Source organism: Aquibium sp. ELW1220 (genome assembly GCF_030398385.1).
GTDB lineage: Bacteria > Pseudomonadota > Alphaproteobacteria > Rhizobiales > Rhizobiaceae > Aquibium.
In genome coordinates, this window is sequence record NZ_JAOAOQ010000001.1 from 38,331 (window position 1) to 55,311 (window position 16,981).

16 protein-coding genes are annotated in these 16,981 nt (G+C 64.9%); 7 read left to right on the forward strand and 9 right to left on the reverse strand.

Features of this window, described 5'->3' with window-relative positions; all coding sequences use genetic code 11:
• Positions 1-28: 28 nt before the first annotated feature.
• Positions 29-1,030, reverse strand: coding sequence for a D-glycerate dehydrogenase (locus N1F91_RS00190; RefSeq protein WP_289988169.1), 1,002 nt, complete (start codon positions 1,028-1,030; stop codon positions 29-31).
• A 227-nt stretch (positions 1,031-1,257) separates the two neighbouring features.
• Between N1F91_RS00190 and N1F91_RS00195 the strand changes: the two genes are divergently transcribed.
• Positions 1,258-1,761: an SH3 domain-containing protein gene (locus N1F91_RS00195; protein ID WP_289989744.1), complete on the forward strand. Its 504-nt coding sequence runs from the start codon at positions 1,258-1,260 to the stop codon at positions 1,759-1,761.
• Positions 1,762-1,873: 112 nt separating this feature from the next.
• Here N1F91_RS00195 and irrA read toward each other — a convergent pair whose 3' ends face one another.
• Positions 1,874-2,296, reverse strand: a complete 423-nt coding sequence (gene irrA / locus N1F91_RS00200) for an iron response transcriptional regulator IrrA (protein WP_289988170.1) — start codon at positions 2,294-2,296, stop codon at positions 1,874-1,876.
• Between the two features lie 200 nt (positions 2,297-2,496).
• Complete coding sequence (locus N1F91_RS00205) at positions 2,497-2,997, reverse strand: MmcB family DNA repair protein (RefSeq protein WP_289988171.1); 501 nt, start codon at positions 2,995-2,997, stop codon at positions 2,497-2,499.
• 255 nt (positions 2,998-3,252) lie between these two features.
• On the opposite strand from N1F91_RS00205, the gene N1F91_RS00210 reads away from it, so the two are divergent.
• The gene (locus tag N1F91_RS00210) at positions 3,253-3,873 is read left to right on the forward strand and encodes a L,D-transpeptidase (RefSeq protein WP_289988172.1); all 621 of its coding nucleotides are present in this window, start codon (positions 3,253-3,255) and stop codon (positions 3,871-3,873) included.
• 201 nt (positions 3,874-4,074) lie between these two features.
• Here the strand turns inward: N1F91_RS00210 and N1F91_RS00215 are convergent, their stop codons facing one another.
• Positions 4,075-4,806: a TetR/AcrR family transcriptional regulator gene (locus N1F91_RS00215; protein WP_289988174.1), complete on the reverse strand. Its 732-nt coding sequence runs from the start codon at positions 4,804-4,806 to the stop codon at positions 4,075-4,077.
• Positions 4,807-4,880: 74 nt separating this feature from the next.
• Between N1F91_RS00215 and N1F91_RS00220 the strand changes: the two genes are divergently transcribed.
• From N1F91_RS00220 to N1F91_RS00230, 3 genes are read left to right on the forward strand one after another with little or no spacing between them, the layout of a single operon-like run.
• Positions 4,881-7,028 (forward strand): TonB-dependent siderophore receptor, encoded by a 2,148-nt coding sequence (locus N1F91_RS00220; RefSeq protein ID WP_289988175.1) that lies wholly within the window; start codon positions 4,881-4,883, stop codon positions 7,026-7,028.
• Positions 7,029-7,035: 7 nt separating this feature from the next.
• Complete coding sequence (locus tag N1F91_RS00225) at positions 7,036-8,160, forward strand: ABC transporter substrate-binding protein (RefSeq protein ID WP_289988177.1); 1,125 nt, start codon at positions 7,036-7,038, stop codon at positions 8,158-8,160.
• 19 nt (positions 8,161-8,179) lie between these two features.
• On the forward strand, positions 8,180-9,328 hold the full coding sequence (locus N1F91_RS00230; RefSeq protein ID WP_289988179.1) for a siderophore-interacting protein: 1,149 nt from the start codon (positions 8,180-8,182) through the stop codon (positions 9,326-9,328).
• A gap of 55 nt (positions 9,329-9,383) precedes the next feature.
• On the opposite strand, the gene N1F91_RS00235 is transcribed toward N1F91_RS00230, so the two are convergent.
• The 3 genes from N1F91_RS00235 to trpS all read right to left on the reverse strand — a co-directional run bounded on the left by N1F91_RS00235 (position 9,384) and on the right by trpS (position 11,707).
• Positions 9,384-9,953 carry a NifU family protein gene (locus N1F91_RS00235; protein ID WP_289988181.1) on the reverse strand — a complete coding sequence of 190 codons (570 nt, stop codon included), beginning with the start codon at positions 9,951-9,953 and terminating at the stop codon, positions 9,384-9,386.
• 101 nt (positions 9,954-10,054) lie between these two features.
• Positions 10,055-10,549: a universal stress protein gene (locus N1F91_RS00240; protein ID WP_289988183.1), complete on the reverse strand. Its 495-nt coding sequence runs from the start codon at positions 10,547-10,549 to the stop codon at positions 10,055-10,057.
• 90 nt (positions 10,550-10,639) lie between these two features.
• Positions 10,640-11,707 (reverse strand): tryptophan--tRNA ligase, encoded by a 1,068-nt coding sequence (trpS, locus tag N1F91_RS00245; RefSeq protein WP_289988185.1) that lies wholly within the window; start codon positions 11,705-11,707, stop codon positions 10,640-10,642.
• Between trpS and N1F91_RS00250 the strand changes: the two genes are divergently transcribed.
• Entirely contained in the window at positions 11,694-12,137 is a 444-nt protein-coding gene (locus N1F91_RS00250) for a type II toxin-antitoxin system VapB family antitoxin (protein ID WP_289988188.1), read from the forward strand. The two genes, trpS and N1F91_RS00250, sit on opposite strands and share 14 nt — an antisense overlap.
• Positions 12,134-12,598 carry a type II toxin-antitoxin system VapC family toxin gene (locus N1F91_RS31070; RefSeq protein ID WP_354670509.1) on the forward strand — a complete coding sequence of 155 codons (465 nt, stop codon included), beginning with the start codon at positions 12,134-12,136 and terminating at the stop codon, positions 12,596-12,598. Before N1F91_RS00250 ends, N1F91_RS31070 begins: the two co-directional genes overlap by 4 nt.
• Here N1F91_RS31070 and murJ read toward each other — a convergent pair.
• Both murJ and N1F91_RS00260 read right to left on the reverse strand, forming a co-directional pair.
• On the reverse strand, positions 12,496-14,079 hold the full coding sequence (gene murJ, locus N1F91_RS00255; protein WP_289988191.1) for a murein biosynthesis integral membrane protein MurJ: 1,584 nt from the start codon (positions 14,077-14,079) through the stop codon (positions 12,496-12,498). The genes N1F91_RS31070 and murJ overlap by 103 nt on opposite strands.
• A gap of 82 nt (positions 14,080-14,161) precedes the next feature.
• Positions 14,162-16,960 (reverse strand): [protein-PII] uridylyltransferase, encoded by a 2,799-nt coding sequence (locus tag N1F91_RS00260; protein WP_289988193.1) that lies wholly within the window; start codon positions 16,958-16,960, stop codon positions 14,162-14,164.
• Positions 16,961-16,981 lie beyond the last annotated feature (21 nt).

The window sequence follows — 16,981 nt, forward strand, 5'->3', positions numbered from 1 at the left end:
CCGACGAGTAAGGGACGTGAGCCCCCGCCTACACCCGCCCCGGCAGCACGCGGTCGGGCGGGCGGTGACCGTCGGCCCAGACCTTGATGTTGATGATGACCTTGTCGCCCATGTCGATGCGACCCTCGATGGTGGCCGAACCCATGTGCGGCAGGAGCACGATCTTGTCCTGCTGCGCGAGCCGGACGAGCTTGGGATTGATCGCCGGCTCGTGCTCGAAGACGTCGAGCCCGGCGCCAGCGAGCCGCCCCTCCTGGACCATCTGGATCAGCGCCGCCTCGTCGATGATGTCGCCGCGCGCGGTGTTGACGATGTAAGCGGTGGGCTGCATCAGCGCCAGCCGGCGCGCCGACAGCAGGTGGAAGGTCGCTGGCGTCGACGGGCAGTTGACCGAGATGATGTCCATGCGCGCCAGCATCTGGTCTAGGCTCTCCCAGTAGGTCGCCTCGAGCTGGTCCTCGATGGTCGGCGCCACCCGCTTGCGGTTGTGATAGTGGATCGAAAGGCCGAAGGCCTTGGCGCGACGCGCCACGGCGGTGCCGATGCGGCCCATGCCGACGATGCCGAGCCGTTTGCCCCAGATGCGGCGGCCCAGCATCCAGGTCGGCGACCAGCCCGACCATTTGCCGTCGTCACGCAGCGAATTTGCGCCCTCGATCAGCCGGCGCGGCACGGTCAGCATGAGCGCCATGGTCATGTCGGCGGTGTCTTCGGTGAGCACGTTTGGCGTGTTGGTGACGGTGATGCCCTTCTTCGCCGCCGCCTGCACGTCGATATGCTCGACGCCATTGCCGAAATTGGCGATCAGCTTGAGGTTCGGCCCCGCCTGCTCGATCAGCGCCGCGTCGATGCGGTCGGTGATGGTGGGCACGAGCACGTCGGCCTCGCGCAGCGCGGCCACCAGCTCGGGCTGGGTCATGGCGCGGTCGTCGATGTTGAGCCGCGCGTCGAACAGCTCGCGCATGCGCGTCTCGACCGGGTCGGGCAGCTTGCGCGTGATGACGACGAGAGGCTTCTTTCTGCCCGCCATTGTTTCCTCGAATCCGGGTCCTGTTGAGACCTCTTTAACCAAGTCGGGCGATAGTCGGAAGCATGCCCGGCCCGGCTCCTGTGTACCAACAGCCCGGGGGGATGACAAAGAAAAACAGGATCGTCGCGGGTCCGCCTGCCGGACCGGCGAGCCGTGGAAGACGAGGTCGTATCGTGTCCGTTTCCAAATGGCCTGGCCTGGCAGCCGCCGTCGCGGCGCTCGCCATCATGATCGCATTCGTGCCTGCGACCGAAGCCCGGGCGCAGGGCGCCGCCGTCGCGCAGCCCGTGGGGCCGAGCGGCCTGCCGCTGCCGCGCTTCGTCAGCCTCAAGTCGGGGAGGGTGAACCTGCGCATCGGACCGGGGCTGAACTATTCCGTAGACTGGATGTACATGAAGCCCGGCCTGCCGATGGAGATCGTACAGGAGTATGACAACTGGCGCCGCGTGCGCGATTCCGAAGGCTCGGAAGGCTGGATCAACCAGTCGCTGCTGTCGGGCAAGCGCACGGCCCTCGCAGCCCCCTGGCAGCGCGGTCGTTTGGAGGAGATCGCGCTCCGCGCCGACCCGGCGGCCGAGGCGCGTACGGTGGCGCGGCTGGAGCCCGGCGTGATGGGCGTGGTCAAGAGCTGCAACGGCGAATGGTGCCGCATGGACTTCGACGGCCACACCGGCTGGCTTGAGCAATCGCTGGTCTGGGGCGTCTATCCGGGCGAGCAGGTCGTCGACTGATCGGCCCGCGGAAGTGCCGCGCCCGCCGCCGCCAACGCCGCAAGGCAGGCGATCGGGCGGCACGAAAAAGCCGCCCGGAGGCGGCTTGGCAGATCGACAAGGTCGTCCGGCCTCAGCGCTTCGGGCGCAGGCGCACGACGATGTCGACATTGACGATCTCCATGCCTTCCGGCGGTGCCGGCAGGTTGTGCACCGTCACCGACCCGGTGTCGATGTCGAGCACGGTATTCTCGCCTTCGACGAAGAAATGATGGTGATCCGAGGTGTTGGTGTCGAAATAGGTCTTGGCACCCTCTACCGCCAGAATGCGCAGCATTCCGGCATCGGTGAACTGGTGCAACGTGTTGTAGACGGTGGCCAGCGAAACCGGAACATCGGCGTTGAGCGCTTCTTCATGCAGTTCCTCGGCGGAGACATGGCGGTCGCCCTTGGCGAAAAGCAGGCTGGCGAGCGCGACGCGCTGGCGCGTCGGCCGCAGCCCTGCGTCCCGCACCTTCTCGACCACACCGAATGACGCCTCGCGCATCATGTCCATCCACCACGCCCTTTTCGGGCTCTCCCGATATTCACCAGCCCGCCGGAGAACCGACGCAACCACAAGCTACGGATATATTATTTCCGGCTCGCGAGATCAATACGCATGCCGACCGCACGCCCGATCCGGTTCAAGCATACAGGAGCGGCGTCGGCGTCGCCAGCCGCGCCGGGCGCGACATGCTGTCAGCGGCGGCAGTGTCAGTCGCTCTCGCCCTCAATCGCGGGGACCGAGACGCCCGCCATTTCCGCCGCCGTCAACCGCGCCGCGCCGGCGCGCGCGAAACGCAGGACCAGCGCCTTGCGGGTGGCGGCAGACAGTCGATGCTCGGGCGCATCGCGCAGGATTTCCGCACCATAGCCGTCCGACAGGATGAAGCCGCACTCGGCCGGAAAGATCGCCGCCGGCACCTCGGGATGGGTAGCGAAGAAGAAGCGATCGGAATGCAGCCGGTAGTCGGGCCATTTCCGGTCGACGCGGAAGTCTTCGACCGACGACTTGATCTCGATGATCCAGATCTCGCCGCTGCGGGTGAGCGCGACGAGATCGGCGCGCCGCCCGCCGGCCAGCGCGAGCTCGGGCAGCACATGTGCGTTCATCTGCAGGAGCATCCGCTGCACACCGCGGCGGATGACGAGCGCCCGTTCCGACTGGCGCCCGTCGGCGAGCGGATTGATAGGAATCGGCGAGATGATCGGCATGGACGGACAATGCCACCGTTGGCTGGCGGGGAAAACCCGTCCGCCTGCAACTTCGGCGGCCTCCTGACATGGTACCTCAGCGCAGGCGGGAAGAGTTGTTGCCGATTTGCAATAAACATGGCGCAAAGATGTCCCACTCCGGCGCTGGAGCCACGTTCTGCTTGGCTTGACATGGTAAAGCTGCGTTAAGAATTTGGACCTAAGCATGTCTCGGATAAGGCGGACGGCGACGTCCCGGAACATTCGGAAGGCACAATGAACGCAAGAACTCTCCTTATTGCCGCGAGCCTGGCCTTGGCCACCGCCCTGACGGGCTGTTCCACGGACGGCTCGATCACGATGTTCTCGTCGGGCTACGGTTCGAAGAAGGACGCAGGCTACCAGCTGCCGGCCATTCCGATCACCAAGGTTCCGAGCAAGTACCACCGCCAGGTGGTGCGTTACGAAACCAAGGAGAAGCCGGGGACCATCGTCGTCAACACGAACGAGAAGTTCCTCTATTTCGTGATGCCCGAAGGCAAGGCCATGCGGTATGGCATCGGCGTCGGCCGCGAAGGCTTCGAGTGGAAGGGCACCGCCCGCATCGCCATGAAGCGTGAGTGGCCCGTCTGGACCCCGCCTTCCGCGATGATCGGTCGCCAGCCCGAACTCGCCAAGTGGCGCGGCGGCATGCCCGGCGGGCTGATGAACCCGCTCGGTGCGCGCGCGCTCTATCTCTACAACAAGAACGGCGACACTGGGTATCGTTTGCACGGCACGCCGGAGTGGAACTCCATCGGCCATGCGATGTCGTCCGGGTGCATCCGCCTCATAAACCAGGACATCATTGACCTCTACAGCCGCGCCGAGAACGGCGCCAAGGTCATCGTGATGTAGGTCTGCCGCGAACCGTCCAGGCAACACGGACGTCGACGCAAAGAAAACCGGGCCGCCAGGCCCGGTTTTTTGTTGCGCGAATCCGAAGCGCGCGTCCTCGCAGCGACGCCACGCTTGGGACGCCGATTGCGGCAAGGACAGACATGCGAGAAGAGAACGGCCTGAACAGGATGGCGCGCCTCTGAAGGATCGCGGCGCGCATCAGGGTCGGTGCTGCGTCTTGACGCCATCGACGAGCCACGTCCACGTTCTGTCGAAATGCGCATCGATCGCCCGGGCGTCGTCGAACTCCTTGCTCCCCAGCATGGCGGAGGAGGTCGGCAACGCCACCAGGCAGTGTATCAGATGACCGGCGATCGAGGTGGCATCTCCCTCGACGATCACACCGTCCTTCTGTGCCTCGACGACGGTGGCGATCAGCCGGTCCATGATCGGGTCCGGCTGAGGCGGTATCGGCGTCTTCTTCTCGAACACCACCGCTTCACTGAATGTAATGCGTTTGAAGGCGATCAGGTCGCCTTCCATGTTTATGTGCAGAAGGTCCCGCATCAGGGCTCGCAGCCGCTCCAGTGCGCTGCCTTCGATGTTGGGGCGGTCCGTGAGCCGAGCCACGGCCCGGGCATGAGCATGCTCGACCACAGCCTCGAACAGGGCAACCTTGGAGGGGTACCGTCTGTAGACCGTGTCCTTGCCAGCCCCGCATTGCAAGGCGACCTGCTCCATCGACGTCCCGGCAAAGCCCCGGGCGGCAAACAGCGTCGTCGCGGCTTCGATGATCCTGCCAGCCACTGCGTGCCGCATATCCCCGGTAGGCCTGCCTAGCCTGACGGGTGCGTCGAAACTTCTCGATGCCATTTTCTCTCCCCTTGCCGATCCGAACGCCATTCTTACGGCGTCAAATCTGGCGGCATTTATGTTGAAAAACTTGCTCATATTATCTGGTCAGGACGGTCCCGTTTGATTTATGGCCTAGCAGACATCGCAAGCTTCGACCATGGGGGCACCACGTGAAGCACGGCCATTTCGCATGTATCCTGGCGGCGTCGACCGTCCTCGCAGCCGTCCCGCAGGTCTGGGCCCAGGAGCAGGGCACGCTACTCGCGCCGATCATCTTTCCGACGGACGCCGCCATCGACGACACCTCCGGCGAGGTTCTCGTCAAATCGGCGAGATCGGCCACCAAGACCGTGACGCCGGTCGCCGTGACGCCGCAATCCATCACGACCATCACGCGCAAGCAGATCGACGACCAGAACCCACAGACGGTCGGTGAATCGCTGCGCTACACCGCCGGCGTTCTGTCCGACCGTGATTCGAGTTCCCGCTACGACTCGGTTTTTCTGCGCGGTTTCGGAGCCTTTGGCACTGCGACCAGCTATGTGAACTATCTCGACGGCCTGAAGCTGCCGCGCGGCCAGGCCTTCGCCACGCCATCCATCGATCCGTCATTCCTCGATCACGTGGATGTGCTGAAGGGGCCGTCGGCCCTTCTCTATGGTCAGATCAGCCCCGGCGGGCTCGTCAACCAGGTGAGCCGGGAGCCATCCCCGGTCCAGTCGAACGAGGTGCGGCTCGAGGCCGGAAGCGACGGACGGATCCAGGGCAACCTCCATTCCACCGGCCCGATCACATCCGATGGCACCCTTCAGTATGGCGTCACGCTGGTCGGCCGTTCCTCAGGCACCCGCTACGAGGACGTCGACGAGCGCCGGTTCGGTGTGGCAACCTCGGTCAAATGGCAGGCGGATGCCGATACCTCACTGGTCGTTTCCGGCTCCTATCAGCACGACCCGGAGGGTGGCTACTTCAATTCTCTCTACCCGACGTTCCTTGCACCGGCCGGCCTGGCCGGGCTGCTTGATCGAGACTTCAATATTGGCGATCCGTCCTATGACGCCTTCGAGCGCACCCAGTACGGGGTGGGATACCGGTTCGAGCACCGCTTCGACGGACCCGTGACGGTCCGGTCGAACTTTCGCTATTCCGGCGTGGATGCAGACATGCAGTCACTTCAGATGGCCGGCGCCATGTCCGATGTGGGCATCATTCCCCGCTATGCCGTTCATTCGATCGAAGACGTATCGGGCTTCTCCTTCGACAGTCAGGCCGAATACAAGCTTGATACCGGGGCGGCCCGCCACACGCTGCTCGCGGGCCTCGACCTGCAGAATTCCAGTTCCGGCTGGGAGTATCTGATGGGCTCGGCGACCTCCATCGACGTCACCAACCCGGTCTATGGCGCCGCCGTAGGGCCGTTCGCCAGCGTGATCGACAGCGATCAGACCCTTCGCCAGACGGGCATCTACCTGCAGGATCAGATTGAATTCGGCCGGTGGCGTGCCGTCCTCGGCGCGCGTCACGACTGGGTCGACCAGGAGACGGACAACCTGCTGGCGGACACCTCGTCCGACCAGTCGAGCGATGCAACCAGCTACCGGGCAGGCCTGCTCTATCTGTTCGACAACGGCCTTGCGCCCTATGCCAGCTATTCGACCTCTTTCGAGCCAGTGATCGGCACGGACGCGACCGGCACTGCCTTCACCCCGACGCATGCGCAGCAGTATGAGGTGGGGCTCAAATATCAGCCTGTGGGAACCAATGCGCTCTTCACCGTTTCCGCCTTCGACATTCGCCAGCAGGATGTCCTGACCCCCGGCACGGTGACCGGGTTCTACGTCCAGCAGGGCGAGATCCATTCTCGCGGTCTGGAGTTCGAAGCGCGGGGCAACGTCGCTGACAATCTTGAACTGATCGCCGCGCTATCGCTGCTGGATACGGAAGTTTCCGAATCCACCGACGCCTCGCTGATCGGCAAGCGGCCGCAGGCCGTACCGCGCTACTATGGCTCCCTTTGGGCCAACTATGCCTTCCGTTCCGGCACGCTCGATGGGCTGACGATCGGTGGCGGCTTGCGCATCGTCGGCTCGAGCTACGGTGATGATGCCAACACGGTGAAGGCGGATGGCTATACCCTGCTCGACGCCGCGCTGAAATACGATCTCGGAGCCCGGAATCCGCAACTCAAGGGGCTGGAGGCGACGCTGAACGCCACCAATCTTCTCGACACGGAGTACTACTCCAGTTGCAGCTACAACATCTATTGCCAGTACGGAAACGGCAGGACACTTCTGGCGGGACTCCGATACAAGTGGTGAGGCGCTCTTGATCATCACGAGACGCAGCTTCTGCGGCTTCATCGCAGCCGCCGGTGTGATGTCCAGGCTTCGACCGGCCGCCGCGGAGCAGCCGGTCACCGTCATAGACATGGTCGGGCGGCGGGTGCATCTCCCGGCGCTGCCCGAAAGGATCGTCTTGCTCGAAGGGCACGACATCCTGACGATGTCGCTCCTGCATCCCGACCCGTCGTCGCTGGTCGTCGGCTGGGCTGCCGCGGACCGCATCGACAGCGAGCACCTTCGGGGCCGTCTTTTGAACGGACGGTCGGTCGAAATCGTCGGCAAGCTCGGCCCGGACACGCTCTCCCTGGAGGGGCTTGTCGCGCTCGCGCCGGATCTCGTCGTTACGACTTCCTTCATGACCCCCAACGGCGATGCCGATCCACTGGTGGAGAGGCTGACGCGGTTCGGCATTCCGGTGGTCTTCAGCGACGCCTCGAGCAACGCGGGCGCAGGCGGCCGCGCCGACTATCCGGTCGCCGAGATCGAGGCCTATATGAAGATGTGGGGCGAGCTTCTCGGCGCTACAGTGAAGGCGGATGCCTTCGTATCGTTCTTCAAGCGGGAACTGGCAAGGGTCGATGCATGCGTGGCGGGCGCGCCTGGCGTGACGACCTATCTGGAAGTCCAGTCGACGCCCGACGACTGCTGCTGGGCGGCCGGCGGCAGGATATGGGGCGAACTCCTGTCGCGGGCCGGCGGCGTGTCGCTGCCCGGCGTGACGGCGCCCTGGTACGAGAAGATCTCCCTCGAACACCTGCTGTCCACCCCGCACGAGGTCTACATTGCGTCCGGCGGTGGGTGGTCGTCGGGCAGCCGGCCCGCGATCGGGCCCGGAATCGATGCGCGCCTTGGGCGCGAAGGATTGCAGCGCCTCATCGACTGCAGGCCGGGCTTCGGTCATCTTGCAAGCGTTCGCGAAAAACGCGTCCACGGCATCTGGACCGGGCTGATCACCAGTCTGCCCCTGAACCTGCTTTTCGTGACCCAGGCCGCCAAATGGCTCCATCCGGAGCGGTGCGCCGGACTCGATCCGCAGCACGTTCTCGATGCCATCAACCGGGACTTCGCGGCCTTCCCTATCGAGGGACCGTTGTGGGTCTCTCTTTGAACCCAGGGAACCAGACCGAATGCCATCGCCAGCCAGCAATCGATTTCGTGCCAGCTCAGCCGTGAAATTCGCAAAGATAGGAGAGCACATCGGCTCCATCATCGATGCCATCGCGACCCATGACATGACCATCGAGGAAGCGGGTGGCGTTCACCACATCCGCGCGCCATTCGGCCACGCTACGCTCGAAACGACCGCGGGCGGCTTCCGTCTGACTGCGGAAGCACCGGACGCAGGTGGTCTCAACCGGCTCAAGCACGCTCTCGTCGGACCGATCGGTTTCATCGCTGCGCGCGAGGGACTGGAGATTCACTGGGACGGTGACCATGCGGAGCCGGCGCTGCCGGACGATCTTCGCATCCTTCATGTGACGTCCGTCGAGGACATCGCCCTCCGATTTCGCCGTATCGTCTTTCGCGGGCAGAACCTGGACCGATATGATCGCGACGACCAGCTCCACTGCCGCCTCATCTTCCAGCCGCGCGGGGCGACAAAGCCGCGCTGGCCGATGCTTGACCACAGAGGGCATGTCGTCTGGCCCGACGATGCGGCTGTGCCGACGCGCGTCTATACCATCCGCAGGATCGACGCCGCAAGGCAGGAGATGACCATCGATTTCGCCCTTCACGCCAATGCCGGCCCGGCCACCAGATGGGCCATGGATGCGCGAGCGGGAGATGTCGTGGGGGTTCTCGGTCCGGCCGCCCACGGTCCCCGTCCGGCGCGATTCCACGTGCTGGCGGGCGACGAGACGGCCTTGCCAGGCATTGCGAGAATTCTCGAATACCTGCCTTCGGACGCAGTCGGGTACGCGTTCATCGAAGTCGGCTCTGCAGCCGACGCCCTGCCGCTCCCTGGCCCGTCGGGCGTTTCGGTTCAGTGGCTGTATAGAAACGGGGCCGCGGCGGGCATGACCGAATTGCTGGCGAACGCCGTTCGCCTTGTGCGCTGGCCGGAGAACCTGAACGAGGCGTTCTTCTGGGGCGGATGCGAGCACAAGGCATTCAGTGCCCTCCACCGGCATCTGAAGACCGATGTCGGGCTCCCGCGAAGCCGGTTCGTCCTTTATTCGCACTGGCACAGAACGCTCAGCGAGGAAGAGATCATCGCCAGAGGGGCAGAGGCCTATCTACCGCATTGCATCGACGAACCCGGGACCCCCGCATGACCCGGCGTTCGTCGTTGCTGCGCCGTCTCCGGCGAAAGGCAGCGTCGGCAGGTCCTCACATCACCTGTTCGACCTGCTGGACCTCGGGAACGAAGTGCCGCAGCAGGTTCTGGATACCGTGCTTTAGCGTCGCGGTGGAGGAGGGGCAGCCGGCGCAGGCGCCCTTCATGTGCAAGAAGACGGTGCCGTTCTCGAAGCCGCGGAAGGTGATGTCGCCGCCATCCTGAGCCACAGCCGGACGAACGCGCGTGTCGAGCAGTTCCTTGATCGTCAGCACGATCTCCTCATCGGCCTTGTCGAAGAACTCCTCGCCGCTCTCGGCATCGCCCTCCGACGTCGCCGTGGCCATGACCGGTGCGCCAGACATGAAGTGTTCCATGATCGTGCCCAGGATGGCCGGCTTCAGGTGCTGCCATTCCGGGCCGTCCTTGGTGACGGTGATAAAGTCGTAGCCGAAGAACACGCCGGTCACGCCCGGCACCTCGAACAGCCGCCCGGCGAGCGCCGAGGAGGCGCCCGCGGTATCGGGGTCGCGGAAATCGGCGGTGCCTTCGTTCATGACCACTTTGCCAGGCAGGAACTTGAGGGTCGCGGGATTGGGCGTGGCTTCTGTCTGGATGAACATGGCGGGATCTCCTGCCGTTTAGTTTTGAATAATTCTAAATAAGCTCGTCGAGCCGTTCGTTCAAGCGGCTGCCTGGCGAAAGCTGGGCGGAATCTCTCTCGTCAGGCGAGAGCTTCGATGTCTTCGTCGGTGAGGTTGGCGGGAACGACAGTGACCGGAATCTGGAAGCCGGTCGTGCCCTTGCCGGAAATCGACGAGACCAGCGGGCCGGGTCCTTCCTTCGAGGTCCCGGCGGCGAGGATCAGGATGGCGATGTCCTGGTCCTCCTCGATCAGCTTGCGGATTTCCTCCGAAGCCTCGCCTTCGCGGACCACCAGTTCCGGTTCGATGCCGGAGCGCTCGCGCACCTTGGCGGCCGACTGGTCGAGCGCGGCGCTCGCCGTGGCGTTCGCCTCCTCGCGCATGATCTTCTCCACCCCCATCCACTGCTGGAAGTCGGACGGTTCGATCACGAACAGGAGAACCAGCGCGCCACCGGTGGTGAGCGCGCGCCGGGAGGCATAGGCCACCGCGCGCTCGCATTCCGGCGTGTCGTCGACGACCGCGAGAAACTTTCGCCGATGGCCGGCTTCCCGGCTCAGTCGCTTGGAGACCATTCAGTCCGTACGCTCCGTTGATCGCGCGCAATCTGCCACCCCCGCCGCTCCGCTGCAAGCCGGGGTGGTCGGCGCATACCAGCTGCGGTGCTAGTCCGTCAGCAGGCCGATGATCTCGCGCACACCCTTCATGGTTGCCTCCGCCTGTGCGCCGGCCCGCTGGCCGCCGTCGCGCAGCACGGAATCGACATAGGCGCGATCGGCCGAGATGCGTCGCATCTCGGAGGCGATCGGGGCAAGCTTCTCGACCGCGAGATCGGCCAGCGCCGGCTTGAAGGCCGAGAATTGCTGGCCGCCGAAGTCGCGGATCACCTGTTCGCGCGGGCACTCGGCGAGTGCTGCGTAGATGCCGACGAGGTTCTCTGCCTCCGGGCGCCCTTTCAGCCCCTCGACGTCGGACGGCAGCGCCTCCGGGTCGGTCTTGGCCTTGCGGATCTTCTTCGAGATCGTGTCGGCGTCGTCGGTCAGGTTGATGCGCGACAGGTCGGACGGGTCCGACTTCGACATCTTCTTGGAGCCGTCCCGCAGGCTCATCACGCGCGTTGCCGGTCCCTCGATCAGCGGTTCGGTGAGCGGGAAAAAGCCGTTGACCGTCTCCTCGCCCATCTTCATTTCGACGCCGAGGCCGAGTTCGCCGATCTTGCGGGAGAAATCATTGTTGAACTTGATCGCGATGTCGCGCGTCAGTTCGAGGTGCTGCTTCTGGTCGTCGCCGACCGGCACGTGGGTGGCGCGGTAAACCAGAATGTCGGCGGCCATCAGGCTCGGGTAGGCGAGCAGGCCGAGCGAGGCGTTCTCGCGGTCCTTGCCGGCCTTGTCCTTGAACTGCGTCATGCGGTTCATCCAGCCGATGCGGGCCACGCAGTTGAAGATCCAGGCCAGTTCGGCGTGCTGCGGCACGCGCGACTGGTTGAAGACGATGTGCTTCTTCGGATCGATGCCGGAGGCGAGGAAGGCGGCGGTAATGGAACGCGTCTGCTCGACCAGATCCTCGTGTACCAGCTGTGCGGTGATAGAGTGCAGGTCGACGACGCAGTAGATGCAGTCATGCGTCTCCTGCAGCGCGACGAACTTGCGGATGGCGCCGAGATAGTTGCCGAGATGCAGGTTTCCGGTGGGCTGGACGCCGGAGAAGACGAGCGGCTTGAAGCTGGACATCGAGATCCTCGTGGGTGGCTTGTGGAGGGCCGTTTCGCGCGCGGCGAAAGTCGAGCGGGCTTATGGCGCAAGGGCGGGAAGGGCGCAAGGGGCGCGGGGAGGCGTTGACTGGCGGGCCGAGCCTCTACTCATTCCCCTCTACACGAGGGCAAAGACAATGACGATCAACATCACCAACAAGGAAGCAGATCGTCTCACCCGCAGGCTGGCGGAGATCGAGGGCGTGGGGTTGACGGACGCTGTCATCATCGCGGTGAGCGAAGCGTTGCAGCGTCGCAGAGGGGATCCGATGGAGAGTGCCGAGCGGATTCGTGCCGAGTTCGGGATCCGATCGACCGGTGAGATGCGGAAGCCCCTGCCTCGCTCGGTATGGGACGAAATGTCCGGTGAGGAGCCCGGGTTTTCTCCCGAGGAAAGCAAGGCCGGATGATTTTTGTCGACGCCGCCGCTATCGTCGCGATCCTCGGCAACGAGCCTGAGGCCAAGCGTTGTGCCGCCGGCATTCTGGCCTATTCCCGATCGGTCACATCCCCTGTTGCCGTTTGGGAGGCGACGGTTGCGCTCGCGAGAACGGACCATCTCGGACTTTCCCCAAAGGATAGTGCGAGGATGGTCGAACGGTTCCTGCAGGAAAACGGCATCGAATTGCGCCAGCTTCCTCTGCCTGCCGAAACCGTCGAGCTCTCAACCGACGCCGCACATCGATATCGATCCGGTCGTCAGCGTCTCAACCGCATGCGCCAAGCACGGCGGTGTCCCGATCCTGTCGACTGCCGACGAGTTCCGCTTCACGGACCCGGAGGTGCATCCTTGACCCGTTTGCGTCTTCGCAGCATGGCCATCAGCTGCGCACGGTCGAGCGCGCCGGTCGCGATGACGATGCCGAAATAGACTGCCGCCGCGAGCGCGATGATGCCGAGGACGGTCGCCAGGCGCAAGAGCAGCGGCCCGGCGAGCCAGTCGCCGGCAACCACCTGCATGGCCCAGAGCGCCGCGCCCATTGCCGCGCCGGCAAGCAGGATGAGCGCGACGCGCCGCAGCGTGGCGGGCGATGGGCGGAAGGCTTTGCGCGCCCACAGCGTGCCGGCGAGCAGGACGAAGTTGACCCAGGCGGCGATCGACGTGGCGAGCGCCAACCCGACATGGCCCATAGCCGGAAAGAGCGCGAGCGCGCCGACGATGTTGACCACGACCGCGACCATGGAGAACCACATCGGCGTCTTCATGTCCTCGCGGGCAAAGAAACCCGGCGAAAACACCTTGATCAGCACATAGGCGGGCAGCCCGACTGCGAAGGCCGCCAGCGCGCCGGCCGTCAGCGCGGTTGTCTCCGACGTGAAGGCGCCGCGTTCGTAGAGCAGGGCCACGATAGGCGCCGGCATGACGGCGAGCCCCACGGCCGCCGGGAATGTCAGGCCGAGCGCGAATTCCAGCGAGCGGTTCTGAAGATGCTGCGCATCGGCCTCGTCGCCCGCCTTCAGCGAGCGGGCGAGTTCGGGCAGCAGCACGACGCCGACGGCGATGCCGATGACACCGAGCGGCAGCTGGTTGATGCGATCGGCATAATTGAGCAGCGCGATGGCGCCGTCCTGCGCCGAGGCGATGATCTGCCCGACGAGCAGGTTGATCTGCGTCACGCCGCCCGTCAGCAGGGCCGGACCCATCAGGACGAGCAACCGCCGCACGGCAGGCGTCATGCGCGGGCGGCGAAGCCGCATGGAGTAGCCCTGGCGGTGGGTTCCCCATATCAGGAAGGCGAGCTGCACGATGCCCGCCGCGAAGACGCCCCAGGCAAGCCACAGGCCGGTGACGCGGGAATCGACCCCGATCGTCATCGCCGCCACAAGGACGCCGATGAGGATGATGTTGAGCAACACGGGCACGATCGCGGCGAGGAAATAGCGCCGCATCGAATTGAGGATGCCGGAAAACATCGCCACCAGAGACATGCAGAACAGGTAGGGGAACATGATCTGAGTCATCAGGACGGTGAGGTCGAACTTCTCCGGCGTGTCGGCGAAGGCCGGCGCGATGACCGTGCCGACGAGGAAGGGCATGAAGACGATCGCCAGCACCGAGATCGCCAGCAGTGCCACGACCAGAACCGACAACACCTCCTCGGCGAAGCGGCGCGCCCCGGCCATGCCGTCGCCCTCCAACTCCTTGGCGAAAAGCGGGATGAAGGCCGTGTTGAAGGCGCCCTCCGCGAAGAGCCGGCGAAACAGGTTGGGGAAGCGGAACGCCGCGTAGAAGGCGTCTGCCACTGGTCCGGCGCCGAGCGCCGCGCCGATCAGCGCCTCGCGAACGAATCCGAAGACGCGGCTGGCCATGGTGGCGCCGCCGACGCTGGCGAATTTTCCAACGAGGCTCATGCTGCACCGGTGTGGCGGGAGGAATACGGCGTATGGGCCGGCACTAGGCGGGCGGGTGCATAGGCGATGCTGTCCAACCCGTCTACTCCGCCGCTGCCTTGTGCTTCTGGCCCCGAATCGGTCCGCCCGAGAGCGTCTCGATCAGCCGCGCGCGTATGGCAGACTGCCGGGTCGGATTCTCGACCTTCTGCCCGGTCAGGTCGGTGACGTAGAAGGTGTCGATCACCTTCTCGCCGAAGGTGGTGATGTGTGCAGAGGCGATGTCGAGCGACAGGTCGGAGATCGCGCCGGTGATTTCCGACAGCAGGCCGGGACGGTCGAGCCCTTCGACCTCGATGACGGAGAAACGGTTCGACAGCGCGTTGCGCACTTCCGCTCGCGGCTCCAGACGGAAGACCTTCTGCCCGCGCTTGGGCTTCGTCCGCTTCTCGATCATATCGGGCAGGCGCGTGCGGCCCGACAGCACGTCCTCGATCAGCTTGCCGACCCTCTGTGCACGCCGCAGTTCGTCCTCGTCGCGTTCGAATTCGCGGCTGATCAGGATCGTGTCCAGCGCTCTTCCGTCGGTGGTGGTGAAGATCTGGGCATCGACGATGTTGGCACCGGCCGCCGCGCAGGCGCCAGCGACCACCGACAGGAGCCGGGGATGGTCGGGCGTCAGAACGGTGATCTCCGTCACCGCCTCGAAGGCATGCATGTTGACCGCGGTATTGAAGACCTTCTTCGCCGCATCCGCCTCGCGGATCAACTGGGCATGGCGCACCTGATCCTTCGCGTCCACGATCAGAAGGTAGTTGTCGTAGTGCAGCTTGAGGATGCGCTTGCGGTCGCGCTCCGGCCAGGCGGTCAGCGCAGCCGCCAACTGCTCGCGCGCATGCTCGGCGCGCTTGGCCCGCGACACCTCGGAGAAGCCGCCCGTCAGCAGCAGTTCGGTCTCGTAGTAGAGCGTACGCAGCAACTGCCCCTTCCAGCCGTTCCAGACGCCCGGCCCGACGCCGCGGATGTCACAGATGGTCAGCACGAGCAGCATCTTCAACCGCTCGACCGACTGCACGACCGAGGCGAAGTCGTCGATCGTCTTTCGGTCGTTCAGGTCGCGTGTCTGCGCCGTCATCGACATGACGAGGTGATTCTCCACCAGCCAGGAGATCGTCTCCGTTTCGGATGGCGAGAAGCCCATATGCGGGCAGATCCGCCGCGCAATGCGTGCGCCGGCTTCCGAATGGTCCTCGGGACGGCCCTTGGCGATGTCGTGCAGCAGGATGGCCGTGTAGAGAACCTCGCGTTGCGGCTTGAGCCCGGGCATCAGCTTGTGGGCGAGCGGATGCGCCTTGTCGTTCTCGCCGCGCTCGATCTCGGCCATCACGCCGATGCAGCGCAGCAGGTGCTCGTCGACCGTGTAGTGGTGGTACATCGAGAACTGCATCATGGCGACTATCTTCCCGAAGTCGGGAATGAGCCTGCCCAGCACCCCGGCCTCGTTCATGCGCCGCAGGTTGAGCTCCGGGTTCCGGTTCGAGGTCAGCACGTCCATGAACAGCTGGTTGGCCTCGGGATTGCGGCGCAGGGTGCGGTCGATGAGCTTCAGCGAGCGTGTGACGAGCTTCAGCGCGTCGGGGTGAAATTCCAGCCCGTGCTTGTCGGCGAACCAGAACAGCCGCAGCAGGTTGACCGGGTCGCGCTCGAACACCGTGTCGTCGGCCACCGTGATGCGATCGTTGTCGATGATGAAGTCGGACGTTCCGGCGAGCTTGCGGCGCCGGCGCTGGAAGTTCTGCAGGAACCGGTTGAAGCCCGGCACGTGCTTGGCCTGCTCCTCCTCCAGCGCGGCACAGAAGATGCGTGTGAGGTCGCCGACCTCCTTGGCCACGAGGAAGTAGTGCTTCATGAAGCGCTCGACCGCCGACAGGCCGGGATGGCTGGTGTAGCCAAGCCGCTCGGCTATGTCGCGCTGGATGTCGAAATGCAGCCGCTCCTCCGCCTTGCTGGTCTGGAAATGCAGGTGACAGCGGACGGCCCAGAGGAAATCCTCGGCCTTGACGAACTGCAGGTACTCCTCGCGCGTGAAGACGCCCTTTTCGACCAGCTCCTCGCCGGTGCGTACCCGGTAGAAGTACTTGGCGATCCAGAACAGCGTATGCAGATCGCGCAGGCCGCCCTTGCCGTCCTTGACGTGGGGCTCGACGAGATAGCGGCTGGCGCCGGCCTTGCGGTGCCGCTCGTCGCGCTCGGCGAGCTTGGCCTGGACGTATTCAGGACCCGTCGAACGCACCACTTCGTGGTCGAACCGCACCATGAGCTCGTCGTAGAGCTTCTGCTCGCCCCACAGGAAGCGCGCTTCCAGGACCGCGGTCCGGATGGTGATGTCGGTCCGCGACAGCCGGATGCACTCGTCGATGTTGCGCGTCGCGTGGCCGACCTTCAGCCCCAGGTCCCAGAGCATGTAGAGCAGGTATTCGACGACCTGCTCGCCCCAGGGTGTCTGCTTGTAGGGCAGCAGGAAGAGGAGGTCGAGGTCGGAGCCCGGTGCCAGCGTACCGCGGCCGTAGCCGCCGACGGCGACGATCGCCATCCGCTCGCCCGACGAGGGGTTCTTCGAGCGGTAGACGTGGGTGACGGCGAAATCGTAGAGCGCGCGGATGATCTCGTCCATGAGATGCGAGATACGGACGGCGCAGACGGTGCCGCCGCCATCCTCCATCAGCATGTCCTCGGCGCGCTGGCGCCCGGCGGTCAGCCTGTCGCGCAGGACCTGGAGCACGGCTGCGCGCGCCTCGGCTCCGGAGCCATCGCCGTCCGTCCCGGTGGTCAGGGCCGTCAGGTCGCGGCGAAGCGCGCTTCCATCGATCATCTCATCGAGCTTCAGGGGGATTTTCGCCATGGGCGCCGGGTCTGTCCGCGT

What these genes read in the sequence shown, in the direction of transcription:
- N1F91_RS00260 (WP_289988193.1), bottom strand. Translation starts at nt 16,960, where the DNA reads ATGGCGAAAATCCCCCTGAAGCTCGATGAGATGATCGATGGAAGCGCG.
- N1F91_RS00210 (WP_289988172.1), top strand. Translation starts at nt 3,253, where the DNA reads ATGAACGCAAGAACTCTCCTTATTGCCGCGAGCCTGGCCTTGGCCACC.
- N1F91_RS00190 (WP_289988169.1), bottom strand. Translation starts at nt 1,030, where the DNA reads ATGGCGGGCAGAAAGAAGCCTCTCGTCGTCATCACGCGCAAGCTGCCC.
- trpS (WP_289988185.1), bottom strand. Translation starts at nt 11,707, where the DNA reads ATGTCCAGCTTCAAGCCGCTCGTCTTCTCCGGCGTCCAGCCCACCGGA.
- N1F91_RS00230 (WP_289988179.1), top strand. Translation starts at nt 8,180, where the DNA reads ATGCCATCGCCAGCCAGCAATCGATTTCGTGCCAGCTCAGCCGTGAAA.
- murJ (WP_289988191.1), bottom strand. Translation starts at nt 14,079, where the DNA reads ATGAGCCTCGTTGGAAAATTCGCCAGCGTCGGCGGCGCCACCATGGCC.
- N1F91_RS00235 (WP_289988181.1), bottom strand. Translation starts at nt 9,953, where the DNA reads ATGTTCATCCAGACAGAAGCCACGCCCAATCCCGCGACCCTCAAGTTC.
- N1F91_RS00205 (WP_289988171.1), bottom strand. Translation starts at nt 2,997, where the DNA reads ATGCCGATCATCTCGCCGATTCCTATCAATCCGCTCGCCGACGGGCGC.
- N1F91_RS31070 (WP_354670509.1), top strand. Translation starts at nt 12,134, where the DNA reads ATGATTTTTGTCGACGCCGCCGCTATCGTCGCGATCCTCGGCAACGAG.
- N1F91_RS00195 (WP_289989744.1), top strand. Translation starts at nt 1,258, where the DNA reads ATGATCGCATTCGTGCCTGCGACCGAAGCCCGGGCGCAGGGCGCCGCC.
- N1F91_RS00240 (WP_289988183.1), bottom strand. Translation starts at nt 10,549, where the DNA reads ATGGTCTCCAAGCGACTGAGCCGGGAAGCCGGCCATCGGCGAAAGTTT.
- irrA (WP_289988170.1), bottom strand. Translation starts at nt 2,296, where the DNA reads ATGGACATGATGCGCGAGGCGTCATTCGGTGTGGTCGAGAAGGTGCGG.
- N1F91_RS00215 (WP_289988174.1), bottom strand. Translation starts at nt 4,806, where the DNA reads ATGAGCAAGTTTTTCAACATAAATGCCGCCAGATTTGACGCCGTAAGA.